The following is a 20,959-nucleotide window of genomic DNA, read 5'->3' as shown; positions in this document are numbered from 1 at the left end:
CTATTTCTTGTCTTTATCTCTTACTAAAACCTTAAAAGGCAAATACTTAATTGACTTCTTAAATAAGTGCTTTCTCTTTAAATATTCAAAGAGATAAATCTCATGCTTTTTGTAAAATACAAAGGGTAATGATGCTCCAATACAAGCCAAGCCCAATATAAGAGCTGGCACAGCTCCAATAACTTGTCCGAATAAGGCAAAAACACCTAAACCAGTAAGGGTTCCAGCCAAGATCCATAGGAATTGTCGCCAAGTAAATAGACCACCAATAATTTTTTCCTTCTCGTTAACATCAGAAGGCATATTGTAAATTTTCATAAGTCATTCTCTCCTATATCTTGAAAAAGCAGGATTAGGATTCAATCCCTGCTCCTGCTTGAGTAATATTATTCATCTTTATTGTCTTTCTTATTTCTCTTGTATAAGTAAAGGAATACTAAGCCCCCAGATATACCTCCAAGAGCCATAAAGATTAAAACTCTTTCAAAAGCAAAAGAATCATCTGATGTTTTTGGGTTGTGTCCTTCATTTTTCTTTGGAGTCTTTTGAGGAGTGTCTGTATCCTTCTTTTCTTTTTCCTTATCTTCTTTTGGAGTTGGATCTGGGTCTTTTTTGTCATCTTTATCCTCTTCAGAAATAATTATTTCTTTCTTTTCTGGCTTATCCCCATCCTCAATCTCCCTTAACCCTAAAATTGGATAAGTAGGATTTTCTGGAGTGTCTTTTGGTGTTGGCTCTGGAGTGTCATAGATTGGAGGTTTGCCAGGTTCATCATAAGTTGGAGTAGGTGGATTTATATTAGGTTTTTCTGGAGTAGTCTTATATGACTTGAAATCCATAATAATCCTATTTGTATATTCTCCATTTTCCATTCTATGTGGTATATCTATAGTTATCTTATTAGGATTTTCTGGTTTAAAACCTTTAGTTGTTTTAATTTCTTGTATAGTATAATTACCTTTCTTTAATTTAATAGTAGAACCATACAAGGAATCCACAACTATATCTTGATAAAAATTCTCATCTGAACCTACACTCTTAACTCTATAAACTGGACTTCCTCCACCATTAACTTGCATTGAGCTTCTAATGGTTAGGGTTCCTGATGTACTTTCAGCAAAAATTTGCATAGGAAGTAGAGATAGGAGTAGGGTAAAAATGAGGGTAAGTCTTTTAATCTTCACTTTCAATCACCTCTTAATTAGCCTTTTCTTCTTTTTCGACCTTTTGATCAGTCTTTGCTTCTTCAACTTCCCCACCCTTTTCTTCAATTACAAAATCCAAGTCCTTGCATATTTCATTGGTAAATCTTTTCATAATAGTATTTCTTTCTGTGTTAGTAATAATTCCATTAATATATAAATCTACAAGTTCGTTATAAAGGTTTTGCCAATCTCTTTGAGGATTGTCTTTAAATTCAAAACCTTGGGGTTTTAATTGTTGGGTAAGGGATTTAGAAATAGGTCCAAATTTAATTCTTATAGTTTTCTTTTCTTGCATAATTTACCTCCTGTTTTCAGTAATTTCTTTTTGAACTATTCAATGTAATCAAAAAAAACCTAAGAGATATATAACATCTACTGAGAAAAAGAAGGGTCTTAGAAAACTAGGTTTGATATATAAGTTTTGCCTTCTTTTTCTTGGTTTTCTTAGATATGTAATTTGCTGGGGTTTTGGATATTTATGGTTTGTTTATGGTTAGGTTTTTGGATGTTTTATATTGTTTGTCGCTGAGCGTGGAGGGTAACTTTGGTGACAAGTTAGTTGAAGGAGGGGTTACAAAAAAGAGGGCTTTGCTTATTTTTTTAAATTAATCAGCTTGCCCTTTTCTCTTTTTTGTCAGTAAATGAAAAAACTAGGTAAGTTTTACCTTACCTAGTCCTATATTTTTTTTAAATTATTTAGATTCTTTAGATTTCTTATACATAAATGTTCCAACTAAGCCTAGTCCAACAACAGCAGCGATATAAGGAAGTGTTCCTAATGTACCAGTTGCAGGAGTCCAAGTTGTAGTCTTAAAGTTCTTAACTTCTTGAGTAACACTTGCTTTTACACCTGTAAGAGTTACTTGAATATCTTCTTTGTTTAATTTATATTCAGCGTCAGCAGTTTTAGGAGCCTTAGTTTCTACAATTTTGTAAGTTCCAAGTGGAAGTCTTTCAAATACTAGAGTACCTTGTGCATTTGTAGTTCCAGTAGTAGCACCACCTGAAGGGTTAGTAAAGTCAACGAATTTACCTTTTTTTTCTACTTGTAGTTTAAATTCAGCACCTTGTAGAGCTACCTTAGTTTCTCCGTCAATTTTGTTAATTGTTAAAGAACCTTCATCAACAGTAACTTTTGGTTGTTCTTTTTCTGGAATATTAGGTATTCCAGTTTCGCCCTTACCATTGTCAAAGTTTACTGTAATATCGTTAGGGATTACATCCTTATTAACAGCTGTTTTATTAACTACAGCTTTGAAAGTAAGAGTAACTACTTTACCTTCAAAAGTTGCAGGATTTGTAATAGAAGCATTGATAGTTTTAGTTGCACTATCATAATTGCTTGTCATGGCAGTAGTTGCTTGACCATCTACTTGATAAGCAATAGAGCTTTCTACTATATCTAACCTAGAATCAATAACATCCTTAATTTCATATTTTACATAATCTTTAATGTCAGTAGGAATATTGAAAGTAGCCATATATTCAACAGTTTGTCCAACATTTGCGTGAACATCTTTAGAATATGCGTCAGTACCTTCAATTTTTACTTTCTTATCAAATAGCTTTCCTGGTTCTTCAGGATTACCACCTGGCTTTAAGAAGTTTTGGAATTTTCCGTCTTTAGTTAAGTCTTTATTGGAAGCAGTATCATAAACTACTTTAATTTCATCTAAAGACTTAGCAGTTTTATCGCCAGTAATTTCAAAACTAATCATTCTATTGTTAAGAGCATAGCCCTTAACAGCTTTAGTTTCTTGAAGTGTATATTTACCTTCAACTAATTTACCTAGGTCGATTTTACCATTTTGAACAGTAACTACTCTATCTGTAATCTTATCAGTTGTTTGAGCATTAACATTAAGTTCTGTTGAATTAAATTTAAATTCAGTTCCATCTACGGCAATTTTATCTTCGCCTAACTTTGTAAGTGTAACTGGTTTTTCAATCTTAGTTAACTTAGGAATTACATTAAGATTTTGGTTAGCTGAAATCTTGCCATCTTTCATTAATGGGAAGTCTGCAATAGTTGAGTCTGCCACATCTCCATTTTCCTTAAAGCCTTGTCCTAATAGATAACCTGGAGATCTTTCAGTTTGAGTTACCTTATACTTGCCAGGTGTTTGTGCAGTAAACTGAATAGAATTTTCATTTCCAATAGTTTTAGTATCAACTAATTCAGCTTGTGGAAGGTCTGTTAGTGAGCCGTCTGCATTTTTACTAGCAATCTTTTCAAACTTGTATGTTGCCCCTTTAAGTATATGGTCAACACTTCCATCTGACTTCATCTTATTTTGAATCGTAATTGTGTAAGGTTTACCTGTATCTGGATAAGGAGTCGATCCAGCATTTACTCCTAAAGGTGCTAATATAGATGTTAGTGATAACACCATAGCAGCTGCCAAAGATACAGTTTTCTTAGTCTTGGATTTAAAATCGTTTAGCATATTATTTTCCTCCTGTGTTTTGTTTAATCATATTTTTCTAAATTGCCTGCATTTGAATTGCCAAAAATATAAAGTAAGCTATAAGCATAAAGGGAGCTAGTGGCATTTTCTTCTTTGAATCCTTAGTTACTCCATAGGCTATAAGACCTATTATCAGTCCAACCATGTAGAACAAGGCTAGAAAAGGAATAATATTTTCTCCCAAATAAATACTTAGACTCATTAAAGCTTTTACATCTCCACCCATGGGGCGATTATGAATAAGTGCTGGAATAATGACAACTAATCCAGTAAATAGTAACCAGATTAAATCATTTTTTATTGGTGCTAGAGGTATAAAAATAAATCTTAAAATAAAATAAACTAGCACTATTTTATTGGGAATTTTTAAAGTTTTAAAATCTATTATTGAAATAATAATTAGAAAAATTAACGTACTAATAACTAAATAAGGATTTTCAATAAAAGATTTATCAAAGATTGAGAAAAAACTACTAGTCACTTTGCCTACTCCTTTCTTTTGTTTTGACTACTTCAAAGTTGGGTAATCTCAGAAAACATTTGAGATATATTTCAATTTAGTAAATATATGTAAAAAAAGACCTATAAAAGGTCTTTTTCTAAAATTTAGTTGGCTAGTAAGTCATCAATATCTATATCTTCTACATATTGAATATCTACTTCCACAGGACTATTGTCTTGTGCTTTTGCAACTGGTGCTTCTTCTACAGTAGTATCTTCAATAGGTGCTTCTGTTTGACCAACATTAGTATCATTTTGATTCTTTTTAGCATATCTAATAATATCAAAACTTGTTACCCTAATAGTTCGTCTGTCATAGCCTTTGCTAATAGATTCTTGAGTGGGTTCGATAACCTTACCCATAAGTAATACTTCTGAGCCTTTCTTTGCTAGTTTTGCAAAGTTTTCAGCATTACTATTGCTCCAATACTCAACATTAAAGACTTCTGTGTCAACTTTACGGCTCTTTTTAAAGGAACCATTCTTTTCATCTAGTTCAGCTTGTCTTTCTGGTGTCATATCTTTGTTATAAAAATCAACAAAAATACTTGTATTACCAGCTTTAATAGCTTCACCATACTTAGTATTAAGTTTTTGAATTTTAGGATCTGCTCCCATTCTTCCAACTACTAATACTACATCAACTGCATTGCCACTCTTGTTTACAACTGTTAAATTTCTTATCATGTCATGCTCCTTATACATATTTAATAAAACTACATTTTTTTCTAACTAATTTATGTAATCGAATTAAATCTTAAAAATATGTAAAAAAATAGCCAGTATATATACTGGCTAGTGATTATCTAAGATTTTAATATTCTTCCATAGGCATATTTTCTCTGTGGCTATAAGACATAGCTTTTACTAGGTTGTAAATTACAAGAAGTAAAATAGGTATAAATAGCTTCATATTAGTAAAGATATAAAAGTAATCTTTAAAGCCAAGCTCAATCCAGCTAAAGAATCCAATAGTAAAGGAAATTCTTGCAAAGGACTTAAAAACCTTCATATTATGATATTCTCCTGCACCCTCTAACACAAATTGAGATAATAGAAGAAATAGGGCATCATAACAGAACAATACTTCATGTAGTCCTGTTAGACATATAAGTAAACCAAAGAGTCCTGACTTAAAAAACTGGACAATAATACTAAATAATCCACTTGTTAGTATTTGCGTATTTGTATAAAATCTATTAGATAAATCATTGATTTGATAAATATTTCTTGTTTTCATAATTTTTCACCTGCCTACTATATATAGGCTATCTCCTTTCTTATCTTAACTAAAATATACTATATCCTAAACAAGAAACAAGTTTCTTTAAAAGTATTTAACAAAAAAAATCCCTAAGTCATTTTTTAGACTTAGGGTGCTATATTATCTTAAAGTTAAACGACTTACAGAATGGACTAAAATACCTGATTCTCCGTCATTTTCAGTATCATTTACATCCTTAGTAACTTGTCTACCAAGCTCTAAGTCTGTATATTGAATACTCCTATGATTTCTGTCCATATTAGGCATATTAGAAAAATTTGCACTAATAGTTGAGTCTAAATAATATTCTAAGTTATTACTTTGACCCCTCCTAGTATAGATTTTTACATTTTCTAACTCCCAACTTGTAATTAAACCGTTGTTAGCCATTTTAAGGTTTAGCTTTTCATTCATAATCTCTGTAAATCTAGTAACTGCAAGAGATTCATTAAGGCTTAATTCTTCATCTCTTAAATCTGTGTCATCTACTGCCTCTCTTAAAGCAATAACGCCAGCTTGATCCATTATTCCTTGAATTTCATTTACTGCCATAGTTTCTCTCATAGTAGATGAATAAAAATTAATAAGGATCATAGCAATAAAGGCAAGGATTACAGTCCAAATTGTTCTATTTCCCAATTTTATTCACCATCCCAAGTTCCGTAGTTATACTTCCACTCTGACATAGCTGGTCTTGTAGAGCTAATTTCTCGACCACCTGCAATAGGGAATAACATTCTCAAGAACTTCCAATGATAAGTAGTAGTAACCCTAGTTGTAAAATGTGTCTTGTAATCATACTCACTAGAAGCAAAGTCACCATTTCTTCCAATAGACCCATCACCAATATCTACTTGATATTCACCATTAGGAACTCCAAGACTTCTCATCCTACTATTTACAGTATTTGACAAGTCAGTAAGAGTAACATAATTACCAGGATAATCCCTAGGTGCTGTATCTAAAACTCCACCTTGAATAGAGGCTGTTCTTGCAATTTGTGTATTGAGTTGTGATATACCATTAAACTGCCAACCTAATAACATTAGGTCTAGTAAGGTACAAATTAAAAATATAGATACTATAACTCCCGTTACAAAAGAAAATATATCTAAAGATCCATCAGAACTCTTAATTTGTTTTTTAAGTCTTTTTAACATCTTCATCCCCCTTACATAAATTAATATGTAAAGAATGAGGCTTTAGCCTCACTCCTATTATCTTGGAATTTGAGTAGTCCAAGTATCAACGCTACCCCTAGCTTGGTCTATAAATGCAACTATTGAGTCTTTAAAGCGAAACATTGCTACTGCGATAAGAAATGCGACTCCCGCAAATATAATCCACTCAACTGTTGAGGCTCCTTCTTCATTACAGAGAACCAATTTTGTATTTTTTGCAATTTTCTTTAGCATAATTTACCTCCTATTTATAATTAATCTAGTATTGTAACTAGTTATATCTTAGTAATCATTCAAATTTAACATATTATATTTTAAGTTGGAAAAGCCAAGAATTGACCCATTTGACCGAAGATTGGTAGGGAGAATATAAGTAAAATAGCAATCATTAGAGGGCCTTGGACAACAACAGTCCAAACTCTCCTTTTTTCAATAATTGCTTCTAGTCTATCTTGAATCATAGCTACCACATTTTCTTCCTGCATATTAAAGGCTTCTTCAGCTGTTCCACCTTGTTCTAAGGTTAATTTAACTATAGATACAAATTCTTTAACAGGTTTTATATCAACATTATTCTTAAATTTTTCAAGAGCTTCACTCTCTCCATTGAGGTCTATGTCTATATATAATTCCTTACAAATCTTGTTCCAGTTATCATCTAACTTATCAATACTCCTATATAAAGAATCTTTAAAGGTAAAACCAGCAGATAAGTTAGCTTGAATTATTCTTAAAAAGTCTGGAAAGCTATTAAATAGACTATCTAACTTGTTTTTATAGGCATTTCTTAATAAAAATCCAGGGCCAAACCAAAACATTATAAAACTAGCTATGGCAAGTCCTAGACTTGAAATATTAAAGACAGTAAAAAATATAGCTAAAACCTTACTTGCAAAACTTAAAGCAAAATAAGTATCTACATTTATTGGAGCCTCTACAAGGTCTAGTTTCTTCTTTACTTCTTCTCTTTGCCTAATGTTAATATCTAAAACTGGTAAGATGTAATCTATAATGGGTTTACTTGCTTTTTCAGCAAAGTCATATATATCCTTGCTTGATTTATTATTGTTTAGCTTATTTAACTGTTTTAAACGCCTCTTTTGTAGTTTATAATCCCCTATTTTAAAAAGATTTAATAAGACATTTTTAACTAAGAAAAAAGAGGTAATTATTACAACAAAGCTAGGCAAAAATAAGCCTAAGTCTTTTAAATTTTCCATGTTCCCCTCCTGCATCTACTGGAAAAGAAAAGTATTGAGGGGTAAGCCTTACTTATTTTTTTACTAAGCCTCCCTACTTTTCTTTTCTGGTACTTGTCCTATTCTTCAGCAAGTCTTTCTTCTAACATATCTAATAAGGAATGATATTCATAAAAGAAGTCTTTTTTCTTTATGTGCTTATTTTCTTCTAAAAATTCTTCTATATCTTTTTGAACTTTCTTAAAATCAAAATCATCTATTTCTTTTCGCATATTTACCTCCTTCTTAATCTACTGGTTTAGCAAGTTTCTTTTCAATTATTAAAACGCAAACCAAAACAATAAATAAGACTATTCCTATCCCTATCTTTCCCAAAGTTGTACCTAGCATAAAAGGTAAGTATAGCTCGTTTGTCTTTGCCTGATATAGGAAAAACACAGGAATACACCCAATTAACAAGTAGCAATCCCTTGCAGGACTTCTTAAAGCTGACTTTAGGTTTCTTTTTAATTCAATATCCTTTTGATATTGCTTAATTAGGGTATCAAACAACTTCTTACTAGTCTTTTTTGAGCCGATCTTATCTATGGTTTCAAAGTAATCTGCAAATCTAAGTAAATACTTGTTATTTAGCCTATTTGCCATATTAGTAATGGCTGTTTCTACACTTAAACCAGTAGACACTTCAGCTAGAGCCTTATTCACTTCTTCACCCAAATATGACCTCTGCATTTCATAAGCTGTTGTTTCTAAGGATTTAGTCATATCATTGGTATTTTCATATCTTTTAGATATAAGTTGTAAGAATGTTCCTATTTCTTGATTTATTCTGTCTAATCTTCTGTTTTTCTTAAATTCTAAGATTTGAAAAGAACCTAAAAGCACAAAGGCAGATAAGATTAAGGCTAAGAAAATACTCTTTGATAATATAAAGACTAATATGCCTGTAAATATCAAGGACATTATTAAAATCGCAATAAATTCTTCGACTTGTAGCTTTATTCCTGCCAGTTCTAAGTTGCTTTTTAACTTCTCTTTTTTCTTAGAAGGGATCCTTTGTATGATTTTGTTATTTGCATTAAAAAATTTATCTCTTAATACTGATTCCTTTAATAACCTTTGAGCTTGAGATACTCTAAAGTTACCATTAGTTGTTAAACTCTCTCTTAAAAAGGCAAGTCCAATTAATAAACTTCCACATATTAAGAGCAATATAATAATTGGCATATTATCAACCCTCCAATCTTAACCTCTCGTTAAACCTATCTATTTCTTCCTTCTTAACCCCCCTACGACCTAGCTTATACAACTTAGATTCAGAAATAGGGTTCTTCCAAACCCAACTACCCTTATCTAAATCAAAGCTATAGATTTCCTTATAACCTATAGTGTCCTTATCATAGTCAAAATAAACTTCCCAAAGAGATGAAACCCTTCTACCAATATTGGGTATATCATCTTGGATAAAGATGAACTCTACAGCCTCTCCTATTATCCTTTTAACGACATCTGTGCCTATGGTAGGCATTTGTATTAGGTATTTAGTAATAAGCCTATTTATGGCGTTCTTAGGAGATCCAGCGTGCATTGAAAAGATAGTGGAGTGTCCAGTTTCCATAGCCTCAACGGCTGCTTCAGCTTCGGCCCCCCTAACTTCCCCTACTATGATGTATTTAGGTTTAAGTCTTAGGGCAGCATAGATTAAATCTCTTTGAGATACATTCAAGTCATCATTAGTGCTTTTAAAAGTTTGAAAGGATAGTGAATTACCTACTTCAAGGTCTAATTCCTTAGTATCTTCAATAACTATAGCCCTCTTATTTAGATTGCTTATAGAGTTATTTAATAAGGCTCTTAGGGTTGTAGTCTTACCTGAACCAGTAATACCAGCACAAATAATATTTGATTCACCTTTAATCAAAATATTTAACAAGTCACCCAAGTCCTTATCTATGACTCCTCCACTTATTAAGTCCTCATAAGAAACCTTTTTATTCCCATGCTTTCTCATAGTTAAACTCATAGAGCCTTGGGTTATAATTTCGCTTGTTGCACAACCACGATTACCATAAAGCTCAAAATCACAGATTTTAGACTCACCTACATTTATAGATTTGCCTGCCGTAGAAACAAGTCGCTTAATGAAGTTATTATAGTGTTCTTCATTTTTAAAGCAATTACTTATAGGGTATCTCTTGTTGCAACCATCTATTTCTACATAGATTCTGTCATAGGAGATGAGGTAAATATCGGTTATATTTGGGTTTTGGAAGGCTGGCTCAAGGACTGAATAACCTACAAATTCACTAACTGCCTTGTCAGCAAATTCATTTATACTCAGTCCATTAACCTTTATGCCTTTTAGATTTATAATATCTATAATTTTTGACTTATATTCTCTTTTAAGCCTTTCTAAATACTCCTTATCCTTGATTTCATCAGAATTGACATTAGTTTCTTCCTCTAGGAGGTTTTGGACTATTTCACTTCTAACTCTCTCTAAGGCTTCTTCATAGGATATGGTGATATTATTAGATTCTACATTCCTAATCTTATACATCTCTTTTTTAAAGGTTTTTAAATCTTGTTCAATTCCTTGCATATTACATCACCTAAAAAAACCTTTCTTTTTCTTAGTGCCTACTGACTTATCTTCACTTGTATTTTCACAAGGGTAGACATCCTCACAAACTTTTAACAAGGCCCTCTTGGCATCCTCTGTATAATCTATATTTTTATCAAGAATAATTGGCTCCCCAGTAAATAACCTATTTAAAAATACTGATTTGTCTATTATTGGTATGCTAGTCACTAGGTCAAAACCTGCGTCAACTATATTCTCTTGACTAAACAATAAATCCTCTTTTAGGTTGCTAGATTTATCCTTATTAATAGCCTCATTGAGAACATATTTAACCTTTTTCGCTATGCCAATTTCTTTTAGGAGTTCCCTATATCTGACATTGTTTTTAATATTGTTGAAGTCAAGGTTGATGACATAGTAAGCCTTATCACAAAACTCCAGTAAGGGTAAAGTTGTGGTATGAGATACTGAAGAATTGGTATCTATAATGATTACATCAAATTCATCAGCAATAGCCTCAATTAAATAGGCGTAATATGAAGGATAGATACTAGAAACTTCATTAAAGCTAAGTTCACTACCTACTAGGCAATAGAGATTATCTATTTCCTTATGCTTATAGGGAACAAAACAGTTTAATATAAATCTATTTACCTCCTCTATTTGGTAGGGAGAGGCTTCTAGTTCCCCCGTCTTACTTACTATAGTTGCAATCTTATCCATAGCTGTCTTTAATGTTTTCTTAGTATCTTCCAAGCCTAAGAGAGTTCCAATAGAAAGATTCTGCAAATCCCCCTCGATTAGGCATACCTTTGGGTGATCCTTGCCATACTTAGCTATACCAGTAGCTAAATTAACTGATAAGAAGGACTTACCTGAACCTGGTTTAATTGAAGAACAAATGACTATCTTTGCCCTTCTTTTAGCCTTTTCATCGTAGAAGTCGTCTATAATAAACTTCACATTTTCTTGCCTATTTTCTCTTTTTAATTGTAGGTCTTGGACATAGGATATATCTTTTGGATTTTTTATAAGGTTAACAATAAAATCTATGGTAAAATTCTTATTCCTAGCTATGTCGTATATCCCCATATCTACTAAGAGGCTTAAATCAGATAAGACCTGTTTATCCTTAGAAGGGCTTGTTAGATAAACAATCCTAATGTCCTCTAATGATTTCTTAATATCTATTAAAAGTTTTGTTAAGTTTTCGTTGCCATAGAGTGCATCTGAAATAATTAAAATATTAGGCTGATATTTCTCACAAATAAGTAACAAGTCTTTTTTCTTATCATAAGCCCCTATTACTTGAAAATTAGAATTACTCTGGAGTTCTTTTGCAATAGCCAAATCGACATTGTTTACACCTGTCGCTGTTATAATCTTTTGCATTTTATCAACCCCTTACTTATTAACTGTTGTATCTTTTAAGTCTATTTGAGAGAAATCTACATTTGTTTGATTGTTTATGCCTGTGTTATCTTCTTGGTAAACTTCAGCAGAATCTTCTGGTAAATCAGTACGAGCTGTTTCAGCAGATGCCTTACCAGAGAATACTTTGTTATAGTCACCTACAACATAACCTGAAGTATCATAAGGTTTAGAAACATTAAATCTTTGGACTAGCTTGATTTGACCTACACTTGCACGAGCCTCAATTTCTTCAGCTTGAGCTAGGGTTACTGCAAGTTTAACTCCTATAACTGCCCCTTGATTTTGTCCTTCCTTGGCATTACCCTTATCTTCTTTTACAAGATCTTTAACTAAGATGTCTTGCATAAAAGTCTTGGAATAGACAAAGTTTTGGTCAGTATCGCTATTTTTGTTTTGTCCTTTGCCAACAAAAATTAAATCAACACTAGAGTCCTTTTCTAGTTGGCTTATAGTTGAATCCCCAATATCTTTTAAGGATAGGGTTACAATCCTATACTTGCCACTATTTTCGCCTTCAAGTGGATCTTTCTTATCTTCAGATGTCTTTAAATTTGACATATAAACATATTCTCCACTCTTGGCCTTTCTATCTATCTTTTTGCCTACTATATCTTCACTTGTCTTAGCAAAACTGTTATTTACAGCCTTACTAGGAACTGAAATTTCCTTTATATCCTTGTCAGAAATTGTAGAATAAGCCTCTACATCTCTTGTATAGATATAGGCTTTAGTAGGACTTATTTGATTGTTTGTGTAAAAGTAAATTCCCATACTAGCAACAATAACTACTGCAACTTGTGCTATTAGAATAAATTTACGCTTCTTTTGAATATTCAAAATGCTCTCTCCTTTCCAAGTACCACAAAAGCAGAGTCAAATGGTCTAAATACAATTAGATCGCCCCTTATTAACTCTGCTTTTGGAGTAGATGCTATTCAAAACTTCCTGCCTTAATCTTCTTTAGCTTGTCATCTTCTATTTTGTAAAAAGCTCCTAAATCTGATAGTTTAATATCTCTTATATTTTCAAATACTCCAAGTCTAAATCTTTCGATGTTAGTACATTGACTAATAAATTGTCCTACCCTTAGTGCTAAATCTGTATTTTCACAAATAATTAGTAAAACTGGGCTTTCTTCTATTTCAAAGAAGTATTTCTTCCAAGATTTAGTAGTCAATAATATTTCATATCTTTCTGAAATAGACCTTAAATATTGAGGAAAATCTTCATCCCTCAAAGTTAATAAAATATAGTTTACCTTGTGGTTATTTAACCTCATTGTTAAATCAGCGTCATTGGTTAGGGGTTTCTTATTTACATAAAAAGTCCTTCCTAGGTTAAATTCTTCACAAGTATATTGCTTAGTGTTTTCCATAATATTTATATAAAAATCACTTAGTATCAATTTTTTAAGAACTGCATTGGCTCTTATTAAGTTTTCTGATGTGTACCAAGATTCAAGATCGAGGTTAGTATATTTTTCTAATAAAACCTTACCTGCCATATCTAGGCAATACAATATATAGCAGTCTTTTTCAAGAACTTCCTTGTTCTTCATTTTAATAATATCTGGAACATCTAAGTCATGAACCTTTGGATAATCTTCATATCCATTAGATAAAACAAACTTGTTCAATACCCTCATATTCACCAAGCTTTCCAACCTATCCTTAATTTCAACTCCCAACAATCTTTCAATTCTTTGCTTGTCTAGGAATGTGAATTTATGGACTAGTTTACAGACTTTAACATCTAAATCAGTTAAGTCGCCAGCATCCTTCATTCTAGGAATTTCATGTAGGGCTAGGTTTACATGGAAGGGATTTTTAAAAACTTGGTGGTAAGAATCATCTATTTCTAGTAAATTTTGATTGTTTAGGAAATACATAAGATCACCTTAACCAATCAATTTAACAAAGCGACCTTTGATTCCCTTTTCATTAATTTTTGTAATCTTGTAGGCTATTTTCATACCTGCTTTTAAGCCAAGGTTATCTGGATTATTACAAAGTCCGTCAACACCTGGAGCTATGCCTACAAAAATTCCCCAAGGTCTAGTTGAGCTAATTCTAACTATTATTACATCATTAACCTTATACTTAGATAGGTCAGCTTGATAATCTTCGTGACTCATATCAGTTGGCTTAAAATAAATCTTATTTAAGTAAGTATTTGCAACTTCTACCTCAATTAAATCTCCTGGGTGGTAAAATTGAGAAACCTTTAGGTATTTATTAGAAAAATCAGAGTTCTTAATAATTCCTAGAAATTCATTTACTTTTACCATAGCACCATAAGATAGGAACCATAGGATTTTAGCCTTATAAGGGCCACCTTTTACAAAATCATCAAAGATTTCTTTTTGATATTCAGAAATATCTAAAGAGATTAACTTTCCTTTGTCATCAGTTTCTATAACCTTACCTATTACAGTTTCATTAATCATAAAATCATAATTCTTTAAAGAAGTTGATAGGTCAATCTTGTCAAAAGAAATGATGACCTTATAATCATTTAACTTCTTATCTTCTATTGTTTTTTTATCGTTATCGAGAATACTGATAACTTGTCCTTCACAATATAGATTATCTGCGTTAATTTTATTTATTCTTGTTTTTATAAACATAATTCTGGGCTAGGCCCATCCCCCACTTTCTTTTTTAAAATACAGAAGTTACTTTCTTCCAAAAAGTTTCTTGAATAAAGATTTCTTTTCTTTATTCTTCTTATCGTTATTTGTAATCTCAGGATTGATAAGGTTTATATTTTCATCAATATCGTCTTTCTTATCCCATCCCCACTTCTTCTCAAGCTCATCCCCCTCAAACCTATTAGCATTTTTAGGAGGCTTAATTAAATCTTCTATATCTAAATCCGATACCTTATTAGATATATAGTCCTTAGATTGTTTTAATTTATCTTTTACTTGATATTCCTCAACCTTATTAGATATATAGTCCTTAGATTGTTTTAATTTATCTTTTACTTGATATTCCTTAGCCTTTTCATCTAAGAAGTTTTTAGATTCTTCTAGTTTTTCTTTAACTTCATATTCATCTACCTTGTCATCTAAATAATCTTTAGAATCCTTAAACATTTTCTTAACTTTGTCTATTGAGGATTGGTGCTTGGGTGGAATAGTGGGTTCATCAGGATCTATTGTTATCCTATTTAAACTCATATCTTGACCTTCTTTTCCCCTATCTTCTAGGGATGAATCTATATTTAAAACTATTAAACCCTTATTTTCCTTAGAATCATATAAAGAAAATTCTTCCTCTAAATCCTCATGTTCATCTACATACATATCAAAAGTTGAATCATAGGGTCTGTTAGGTTCTAATTTATTAACTTCATTTGTATCTTGGCTTAGGTCTAGGGTTTTAAGTGTAGGTTCTTGAGGTTGAAGGGAAGGGTTTGAGTCTTGGCTTAAATCTAAGATTTCTTCAGGTTTTGTTTTTAAGTCAAAATTTTCTTCTTTTGGTTTTTCTTCAACTTCTAAGACTAAATTTTCAGATTTATCTTCTTCCACATTCATAGTACCTAGGTCTAAGAATATTTCTTTATCACTAGAGTTTTCAGTTTCTTCTCGATCTACTGGTTTTATATCTAGCTTAATAGGAGTTACTAAATCTTTATCTTTAAGTTCTTCTTCTTGAGCTGGTTTAATTTCTTTTACTTCTACATCAAGTTTTTTATCTTCTATAACTTCTTCTATTCTTATTTCTTCCTTATCGGATTTCGGTAAGTCGATTTTTTCTTCTTTTACTTCTACCTTTTCTATTTCTTTTTTCTTACCTTCTTTAAGTTGTTCTGGAGCCTTTTTCTTTTCAACTTTTTGTTTTTTAATTACATCAAATTTAGAATCTTTTAAATAGATAGATTCTACTTCTCCAGCATAGGTAAAGCTTTGAAGAATTTTTAAACCTAAAGGTGGTCTTTGATAAAGTTCTTCATATTCTTTTTCATCTAGTTTTTTTATATCAAAATCCTTATTTAGGTTTTTGCTTTTACTCTTTGGAAATTTTAAAGCTTTATCTTCTTCTACTAAAGGAATTGAAGATAAGACAAATTTTAAAGAAGATGAAAGCTCTGTAGGTTGGAATGGTTTCTTAACAAAACCTATATTAAGTTCTTCCTTATATTCTTCCTTATCATCCATAGATTGTAGTAGGATAATCCCTAATTCATTAGCTGGATAGATTTTTCTTATCTGTTCTATAATTTTCTTATGGTCTTTAATAGTATCTGCTATTAAAAGCCCTTTTACATCATTATTCCTCATAGCATAGCTAAGGTCTTTTAAATTATCTACGCTAATATACTTGTAATTCTTTCTTAGAATATTACTTACAAGTTTCTTTGAGGCTTGGTTTTCATCAAATATAACTACTATTGGTTTGATCATGTATTTCCTCCTCATCTACTGTAAAAGTAGGAGTATATGAGGGCTTGTTTTTTTTATTAGGTAGCCCCTCTCCTACTTTTAATACTTCCTAAAATTAATCTTCAAATATAAACTCAAGGCTTCCGTCATCTTTGAGTTTTAATTTGGCATTTCCCTTCTTACCAGATTTCCAAGTAAATTCTTTTTCATCTGTTGTACCACCACTTAGGAGGATTTTTATATCTGCCTTAGTGATTGGACTATGACAAAGGGTTTTACCAAAGATAAAATCACAAGAATCCTTATAACCTTCACATAGGTAATAATTCTTGCCTTCTATTACTTTCCTGCCACACTTAGGGCAAGTACCTACTTCTTCTTTTGGAAGTTTTTTATTTTCTGGGAAGATAAAAACAAGTTTACCTTCATCATCAAGTCTTAACTTGGCTGAGCCAGTCTTGCCTGACTTCCAAGTAAATTCCTTTTCTTCGGTTTCTTCTCCATTAAGTAGTCTTTCTACATCTTCTACCTCAATGTCTGTATGGCATAGAGTTCCTGGTAGGGTAAAATCACACATAATGCCAGAGTCTGACTTATAGTTTTCGCACTTATAAAACTTCTTGGCATTTACTACATGACCACCACACTTAGGACAAGTACCAATGACTGCCCCACTTCTATTCATAACTCGTTTTTCCGTACTTTCTTTTAGGCTATTTATATCTTCACTCATACTATCAACTATTTCCTTTCTAAATACACTTGGGTCTAGTTCCCCACTCTCAATTTCCTTTAGCTTGCTTTCAAGAGATCCAGTTAAAGATATGTCTTGAATTTTATGATTAAGGCTTGTGAGAATAATCTCTTGTCCTAAATCGCTTATATAAATATAGTTATTCTTTATGCTGATATATTTTTTCTTTTTAAGTTTTTCAATAATGCCTGCTCTTGTTGCAGGAGTACCTATGCCCCCTACTTCTTTAAGTATGTCTTTATACTGGTCTAAGTCCTCAACCATACTTAGGGTTGGATTTTGCATAACCATTAGTAGACTTGCTTCAGTATAATGACTTGGAGGTCTAGTTATAGATTCTTTAATCTTAGAAGATTTGATTGGAATTTCTTCCCCAACCTTGATTTCCTTTACAACTTCCCTATCTTCTTTTAAGCCTAGGAGAATTTCTCCATAACCTCTTTCAATTACTAGGGATTTATTAGCCTTATATTCCTTCTTATTTTTCTCTCCAATAATTCTATAAACCTCTTTTTTAATTGGTTTTAAGAAAATAATAAAGAATCTTTTAAGGATATATTCATACAAAAGTTTTTCATCACTATTTAAGTTAGAGCTAGTTTTACCCGTTGGAATTATTGCATGGTGGTCTGTAACCTTTCCTTCGTTTATAAACCTCTTGGGTATATCGAAATTCGATAAGAGAGCTAGTTGGTTTGTTCTCTCCCACTCTGCCCCTGTATCTTTATAAGATTTGAGTTTTATAAAGGTGTCTTTGAGGGTGTCTGCTACAGCCTTTGTTAAATATCTTGAATCTGTCCTTGGGTATGAAACTAAGCCCTTTTCATATAAGGCTTGTAATATATCTAAGGTCTTTTTAGATGAAAATTTAAACATCTTATTAGCTTCTTTTTGAAGATCGGTTAAGTCTGGTAACAATGGAGGGTTTGTATATTCAAAGTTCTTTTGAAATTCCTTACATATAAGAAACTTGTCCTTATCTATTTCAGCCTTCATTTTTTCAACATCCAGTTTATCCTCATAGTTCCCCGACTTATAGGTCATATCGGATTTCGATAAGACTTCTAAGTAGTAGGATTTTTTGGATTTGAAGTTTTTTATTTCTTCATCTCGGTTGAAGATGAGTTTGAGGACTGGGGTCATTACCCTCCCCATAGCCATCCCTGTATAAGAAGAAATTGAATAAAATCTGGAGTAATTCATACCATACAGCCAGTCAATCTCTTGTCGTATAAGAGCTGATTCTTTTAAATTTTCCAAGTCTTGATTTGTATAATCTAAAAGATTATCCATAGCCTCCTTAATAGAGGTATCAGTAATATCTTTTAGCCAGAGCCTCTTAACTAAAGTCTTGATATTTAGTAAATCATAGACATTCCAGAAGATTGCCTCACCTTCACGCCCTGCATCAGTAGCGTTTATAATAAAATCAAACTTGTTAGTTTTTATTAGTTCTTTTATCTCTTTAAATAATTTTTGTCCGTAATCTCATATTTAAAATTACTCGGTATCATGGGGAGTTCATTTATATCCCAACTTTTCCAAGAATCTTTGTATTTTTCAGGCTCATATAAACAAGTAATATGACCGTGTAAAGGCTTGTAGGTGATATTAAAATCGCCAAAACTTGAACCTATAACTTGCGATATTGCCCTTGAAACAGAAGGTTTTTCTGTAATTAATAAAACATTCTTCATATTTACCTCCTAGAGTAAAGTTATCGAGAGAATCCACCTTTATATTTCATATACTCGAAAAGTGGAGAGAATAAAGCGACTTGGATTTAATATTAAAAGCTCTTATCTCCACTTTTCAGGTACTTGCAAAATAACTTGTGTCTTGTATAGACCTTGCTATACTACAAGTAAAGATTAAGACTTATCGAAATCCGATAGGTTAAATATATAATTAATTTTTAATGATTACCCCTAAGAGGAAAGTAGGTGGCTATATGCTTAAAGTTTATGCTGCTGGGTTAGATACGCTAACACCAGAAGAAGTTAGTAAATTAAACAAGGCTCTAGGAGCCTTTAAGGGTGAAATTAATGACCTAGCAACTTTTTTAATAGCCTTCACATTAGTAACAGCTATACTATGTCTGATTATTCACTTTATTCGACTTCAAGGATCCTATAGTCATCCTTTAATTCGTAGAGATATTTTGAAGGACATATTTACTGTTCTAATATGTGTATCATTGTTATCGGCTGTCGGTTTAATAGTTTCACTAATATTAAATTCCTTCATATAGGAATAGGGGGTAAAGAATGAATTTTAATGAAATAAGATACAAAAATATGATGGATAAAATTTTCCAAGACGCTGGAAATCTGGAGAGTTTAATTCCTTATGAATCCAAAATCTTGGTTTATGAAGATTGTGTCGTGACTTTAACCTTGGATGAAGAAGGTTATGCCAATGTTCAAATCTTCGCAGGAGATGTTAAGAATGTTTTATAGAAACATCTGATGAACTTGAATCTTTACTTGGAGAAGATCCAGTAGAAGAAATTAAGTCATATATTTTGGAAATCAATAAGTGATTATATTTAGGAGGAAACAAATGAATAAGAAAAAATTATAACAATGTGCTTAGCAGCAAGCCTATTAAGTCCAATAGGAACTTTTGCTCAATCAATGGATAGTGCTAACAATATTTCTTACTTATACCTAAAAGAAAAGCAAGCTAAAGGTTTAACTCTTAAAGAAACCCTAGAGGCCTATAAGAAAAATGACTATTCTTTTGCTAGAAGTGATTTAGGTGTAAGAAACAACATATTTAATGACTATAAAGTTAAAGCTACTACTGGTGACCTAGTTACTAATGATGTAGAAGAAGTCAAAAACTCAATGACTAATGACTTAAATAGTCTAAGTTTAAAAGAATTAAGAGATAAAACTACTGACTTGTTAAAAGATCTAAAAGTTAGAATTAACTATGGGGTAGATGAGCTAAATAAAGATGAACTTATTCCACTAATAATTAAGCTTATAGATATGCAAGAAGTTAGAGATAGGGAAGAATCAAAACACGAAATTGTTATTGAGGATGAAGAAGAAGTATCGAAATCCGATAAGAAGGATAATAAGATAGAAGATATAAAAGAAGATACTAAGGCTAAAGCAGAAGAAAAAACTACAGACAATAAACTAGAAAAGAAGGCTTCATCCTCTAAGTCTAATAACAAAGAAGTTAAAACTAATGAAAGTTTTAATTGGGATAACTTCTCTTTCAAAGAGCAAAATAATAAGAAGGCTCAACCAGCACCAGCTATAGAAAATAATCCTCAAACTAATGCAAGTATGAAGGATTTTATTAATAATACTGGTTTCCAAGAGGATAATAAATTACAACAAAAAGATGAAAGTAAGGCTCCAGAAAATAATCAAAATAATCCTCAAGCTGATATAGATAATTTCTCCTTTGATAGTCTCAAAGAAGAAAATCTTCCTTCAGTTTTTGAAAGTCCTAAACTTGAATCTACTGAACCTAGACAAACTTTACAAATTGCCCTAAGGTAAGGAAGAAAATCCAAAATGGATTGATACTGGTATAGTTGTTAGTCAAAATAATGACAACTCTATCTTAGGTAATACTAAGGCAACACTATCAGTTATTAGTAAAATGACTGATCTTAAAAAGGTTGATGGAAAGAAGATAATGCTTTAGTTTTATATAAGGGTCAATTCAAAGAAATTACATCGAATTTCGATATAGAAAACCTATTAAATATCCAAATAAAAGCACAAGATTCACGAATGGGTGGTAAGTTTAATCTAGCTGATTATCTTGAAATGAATGGTAACCTAGTTGTGGTAATGGTAAAAAGGTTAACCTACAAGAAGATCCTGAAGTTGATAATTCTAGGGTGCTTTTACCATTGAGGCAAATAGCTGAATCTATGGGTATAAAAATAGACTGGAATCAAGAAAAGCAAGTTGCAACTATAATGACAACATAGTTTATGATATGTTAAATAATA

At 31.7% G+C, this 20,959-nt stretch carries 24 protein-coding genes and 1 pseudogene; 4 read left to right on the top strand and 21 right to left on the bottom strand.

Annotation, left to right across the window (positions count from 1 at the left end):
* The 21 genes from BIV18_RS09820 to BIV18_RS09720 form a co-directional block, all read right to left on the bottom strand.
* Positions 1–318: a PrgI family protein gene (locus BIV18_RS09820; RefSeq protein ID WP_083635595.1), complete on the bottom strand. Its 318-nt coding sequence runs from the start codon at positions 316–318 to the stop codon at positions 1–3.
* 68 nt (positions 319–386) lie between these two features.
* A complete protein-coding gene (locus BIV18_RS09815; RefSeq protein ID WP_075660447.1) occupies positions 387–1,184 on the bottom strand; it encodes a hypothetical protein in 798 nt (265 codons plus the stop codon).
* 13 nt (positions 1,185–1,197) lie between these two features.
* On the bottom strand, positions 1,198–1,500 hold the full coding sequence (locus tag BIV18_RS09810; protein WP_075660446.1) for a hypothetical protein: 303 nt from the start codon (positions 1,498–1,500) through the stop codon (positions 1,198–1,200).
* A 397-nt stretch (positions 1,501–1,897) separates the two neighbouring features.
* A complete protein-coding gene (locus BIV18_RS09805) occupies positions 1,898–3,652 on the bottom strand; it encodes a SpaA isopeptide-forming pilin-related protein (RefSeq protein WP_075660445.1) in 1,755 nt (584 codons plus the stop codon).
* 37 nt (positions 3,653–3,689) lie between these two features.
* Positions 3,690–4,154, bottom strand: coding sequence for a prepilin peptidase (locus tag BIV18_RS09800; RefSeq protein WP_075660444.1), 465 nt, complete (start codon positions 4,152–4,154; stop codon positions 3,690–3,692).
* Positions 4,155–4,279: 125 nt separating this feature from the next.
* Complete coding sequence (locus tag BIV18_RS09795; protein ID WP_075660443.1) at positions 4,280–4,861, bottom strand: single stranded DNA-binding domain-containing protein; 582 nt, start codon at positions 4,859–4,861, stop codon at positions 4,280–4,282.
* A gap of 127 nt (positions 4,862–4,988) precedes the next feature.
* Entirely contained in the window at positions 4,989–5,414 is a 426-nt protein-coding gene (locus tag BIV18_RS09790) for a hypothetical protein (RefSeq protein ID WP_075660442.1), read from the bottom strand.
* A gap of 144 nt (positions 5,415–5,558) precedes the next feature.
* Complete coding sequence (locus tag BIV18_RS09785; RefSeq protein ID WP_075660441.1) at positions 5,559–6,077, bottom strand: hypothetical protein; 519 nt, start codon at positions 6,075–6,077, stop codon at positions 5,559–5,561.
* A 2-nt stretch (positions 6,078–6,079) separates the two neighbouring features.
* Positions 6,080–6,598: a hypothetical protein gene (locus tag BIV18_RS09780; protein WP_075660440.1), complete on the bottom strand. Its 519-nt coding sequence runs from the start codon at positions 6,596–6,598 to the stop codon at positions 6,080–6,082.
* 57 nt (positions 6,599–6,655) lie between these two features.
* A complete protein-coding gene (locus BIV18_RS09775; protein ID WP_075660439.1) occupies positions 6,656–6,853 on the bottom strand; it encodes a hypothetical protein in 198 nt (65 codons plus the stop codon).
* An 80-nt stretch (positions 6,854–6,933) separates the two neighbouring features.
* Positions 6,934–7,839 carry a type II secretion system F family protein gene (locus tag BIV18_RS09770; protein ID WP_075660438.1) on the bottom strand — a complete coding sequence of 302 codons (906 nt, stop codon included), beginning with the start codon at positions 7,837–7,839 and terminating at the stop codon, positions 6,934–6,936.
* A 98-nt stretch (positions 7,840–7,937) separates the two neighbouring features.
* Positions 7,938–8,090: a hypothetical protein gene (locus BIV18_RS10710; protein ID WP_178385803.1), complete on the bottom strand. Its 153-nt coding sequence runs from the start codon at positions 8,088–8,090 to the stop codon at positions 7,938–7,940.
* 13 nt (positions 8,091–8,103) lie between these two features.
* Positions 8,104–9,045: a type II secretion system F family protein gene (locus tag BIV18_RS09765; RefSeq protein WP_075660437.1), complete on the bottom strand. Its 942-nt coding sequence runs from the start codon at positions 9,043–9,045 to the stop codon at positions 8,104–8,106.
* Between the two features lie 4 nt (positions 9,046–9,049).
* The gene (locus tag BIV18_RS09760) at positions 9,050–10,420 is read right to left on the bottom strand and encodes an ATPase, T2SS/T4P/T4SS family (RefSeq protein ID WP_075660436.1); all 1,371 of its coding nucleotides are present in this window, start codon (positions 10,418–10,420) and stop codon (positions 9,050–9,052) included.
* 6 nt (positions 10,421–10,426) lie between these two features.
* The gene (locus tag BIV18_RS09755; protein ID WP_075660435.1) at positions 10,427–11,794 is read right to left on the bottom strand and encodes a CpaE/TadZ family protein; all 1,368 of its coding nucleotides are present in this window, start codon (positions 11,792–11,794) and stop codon (positions 10,427–10,429) included.
* Positions 11,795–11,806: 12 nt separating this feature from the next.
* Positions 11,807–12,673, bottom strand: a complete 867-nt coding sequence (locus BIV18_RS09750) for a CpaB family protein (RefSeq protein WP_075660434.1) — start codon at positions 12,671–12,673, stop codon at positions 11,807–11,809.
* A gap of 94 nt (positions 12,674–12,767) precedes the next feature.
* Positions 12,768–13,724 (bottom strand): hypothetical protein, encoded by a 957-nt coding sequence (locus tag BIV18_RS09745; protein WP_075660433.1) that lies wholly within the window; start codon positions 13,722–13,724, stop codon positions 12,768–12,770.
* A gap of 9 nt (positions 13,725–13,733) precedes the next feature.
* The gene (locus tag BIV18_RS09740) at positions 13,734–14,462 is read right to left on the bottom strand and encodes a hypothetical protein (protein ID WP_075660432.1); all 729 of its coding nucleotides are present in this window, start codon (positions 14,460–14,462) and stop codon (positions 13,734–13,736) included.
* A gap of 48 nt (positions 14,463–14,510) precedes the next feature.
* Positions 14,511–16,244, bottom strand: a complete 1,734-nt coding sequence (locus BIV18_RS10590; protein ID WP_075660431.1) for a PleD family two-component system response regulator — start codon at positions 16,242–16,244, stop codon at positions 14,511–14,513.
* 94 nt (positions 16,245–16,338) lie between these two features.
* The gene (locus BIV18_RS09730; protein WP_075660430.1) at positions 16,339–18,270 is read right to left on the bottom strand and encodes a type IA DNA topoisomerase; all 1,932 of its coding nucleotides are present in this window, start codon (positions 18,268–18,270) and stop codon (positions 16,339–16,341) included.
* A gap of 164 nt (positions 18,271–18,434) precedes the next feature.
* Positions 18,435–18,674 carry a hypothetical protein gene (locus BIV18_RS09720; protein ID WP_075660429.1) on the bottom strand — a complete coding sequence of 80 codons (240 nt, stop codon included), beginning with the start codon at positions 18,672–18,674 and terminating at the stop codon, positions 18,435–18,437.
* A 254-nt stretch (positions 18,675–18,928) separates the two neighbouring features.
* Between BIV18_RS09720 and BIV18_RS09715 the strand changes: the two genes are divergently transcribed.
* The 4 genes and pseudogenes from BIV18_RS09715 to BIV18_RS11515 all read left to right on the top strand — a co-directional run.
* Positions 18,929–19,228, top strand: coding sequence for a hypothetical protein (locus BIV18_RS09715; RefSeq protein ID WP_075660428.1), 300 nt, complete (start codon positions 18,929–18,931; stop codon positions 19,226–19,228).
* A 16-nt stretch (positions 19,229–19,244) separates the two neighbouring features.
* Positions 19,245–19,436 carry a hypothetical protein gene (locus tag BIV18_RS09710; RefSeq protein ID WP_075660427.1) on the top strand — a complete coding sequence of 64 codons (192 nt, stop codon included), beginning with the start codon at positions 19,245–19,247 and terminating at the stop codon, positions 19,434–19,436.
* 126 nt (positions 19,437–19,562) lie between these two features.
* Positions 19,563–20,498, top strand: a complete 936-nt coding sequence (locus tag BIV18_RS09705; protein ID WP_075660426.1) for a hypothetical protein — start codon at positions 19,563–19,565, stop codon at positions 20,496–20,498.
* 308 nt (positions 20,499–20,806) lie between these two features.
* Positions 20,807–20,938 (top strand): annotated as a pseudogene (locus tag BIV18_RS11515) (stalk domain-containing protein); the annotation flags it as partial.
* Positions 20,939–20,959: the final 21 nt, after the last annotated feature.

Source organism: Peptoniphilus grossensis, assembly GCF_001940285.1.
Classification (GTDB): domain Bacteria; phylum Bacillota; class Clostridia; order Tissierellales; family Peptoniphilaceae; genus Peptoniphilus_A; species Peptoniphilus_A faecalis.
This window is presented reverse-complemented; position numbering and strand designations above follow the sequence as displayed.

Bases quoted from the DNA above. Each gene is read 5' to 3' on its own strand.
- BIV18_RS09820 (WP_083635595.1), bottom strand. From the start codon at position 318: ATGAAAATTTACAATATGCCTTCTGATGTTAACGAGAAGGAAAAAATT.
- BIV18_RS09810 (WP_075660446.1), bottom strand. From the start codon at position 1,500: ATGCAAGAAAAGAAAACTATAAGAATTAAATTTGGACCTATTTCTAAA.
- BIV18_RS09805 (WP_075660445.1), bottom strand. From the start codon at position 3,652: ATGCTAAACGATTTTAAATCCAAGACTAAGAAAACTGTATCTTTGGCA.
- BIV18_RS09795 (WP_075660443.1), bottom strand. From the start codon at position 4,861: ATGATAAGAAATTTAACAGTTGTAAACAAGAGTGGCAATGCAGTTGAT.
- BIV18_RS09790 (WP_075660442.1), bottom strand. From the start codon at position 5,414: ATGAAAACAAGAAATATTTATCAAATCAATGATTTATCTAATAGATTT.
- BIV18_RS09780 (WP_075660440.1), bottom strand. From the start codon at position 6,598: ATGTTAAAAAGACTTAAAAAACAAATTAAGAGTTCTGATGGATCTTTA.
- BIV18_RS09775 (WP_075660439.1), bottom strand. From the start codon at position 6,853: ATGCTAAAGAAAATTGCAAAAAATACAAAATTGGTTCTCTGTAATGAA.
- BIV18_RS09770 (WP_075660438.1), bottom strand. From the start codon at position 7,839: ATGGAAAATTTAAAAGACTTAGGCTTATTTTTGCCTAGCTTTGTTGTA.
- BIV18_RS10710 (WP_178385803.1), bottom strand. From the start codon at position 8,090: ATGCGAAAAGAAATAGATGATTTTGATTTTAAGAAAGTTCAAAAAGAT.
- BIV18_RS09765 (WP_075660437.1), bottom strand. From the start codon at position 9,045: ATGCCAATTATTATATTGCTCTTAATATGTGGAAGTTTATTAATTGGA.
- BIV18_RS09760 (WP_075660436.1), bottom strand. From the start codon at position 10,420: ATGCAAGGAATTGAACAAGATTTAAAAACCTTTAAAAAAGAGATGTAT.
- BIV18_RS09755 (WP_075660435.1), bottom strand. From the start codon at position 11,794: ATGCAAAAGATTATAACAGCGACAGGTGTAAACAATGTCGATTTGGCT.
- BIV18_RS09745 (WP_075660433.1), bottom strand. From the start codon at position 13,724: ATGTATTTCCTAAACAATCAAAATTTACTAGAAATAGATGATTCTTAC.
- BIV18_RS09740 (WP_075660432.1), bottom strand. From the start codon at position 14,462: ATGTTTATAAAAACAAGAATAAATAAAATTAACGCAGATAATCTATAT.
- BIV18_RS10590 (WP_075660431.1), bottom strand. From the start codon at position 16,244: ATGATCAAACCAATAGTAGTTATATTTGATGAAAACCAAGCCTCAAAG.
- BIV18_RS09730 (WP_075660430.1), bottom strand. From the start codon at position 18,270: ATGGATAATCTTTTAGATTATACAAATCAAGACTTGGAAAATTTAAAA.
- BIV18_RS09720 (WP_075660429.1), bottom strand. From the start codon at position 18,674: ATGAAGAATGTTTTATTAATTACAGAAAAACCTTCTGTTTCAAGGGCA.
- BIV18_RS09715 (WP_075660428.1), top strand. From the start codon at position 18,929: ATGCTTAAAGTTTATGCTGCTGGGTTAGATACGCTAACACCAGAAGAA.
- BIV18_RS09710 (WP_075660427.1), top strand. From the start codon at position 19,245: ATGAATTTTAATGAAATAAGATACAAAAATATGATGGATAAAATTTTC.
- BIV18_RS09705 (WP_075660426.1), top strand. From the start codon at position 19,563: ATGTGCTTAGCAGCAAGCCTATTAAGTCCAATAGGAACTTTTGCTCAA.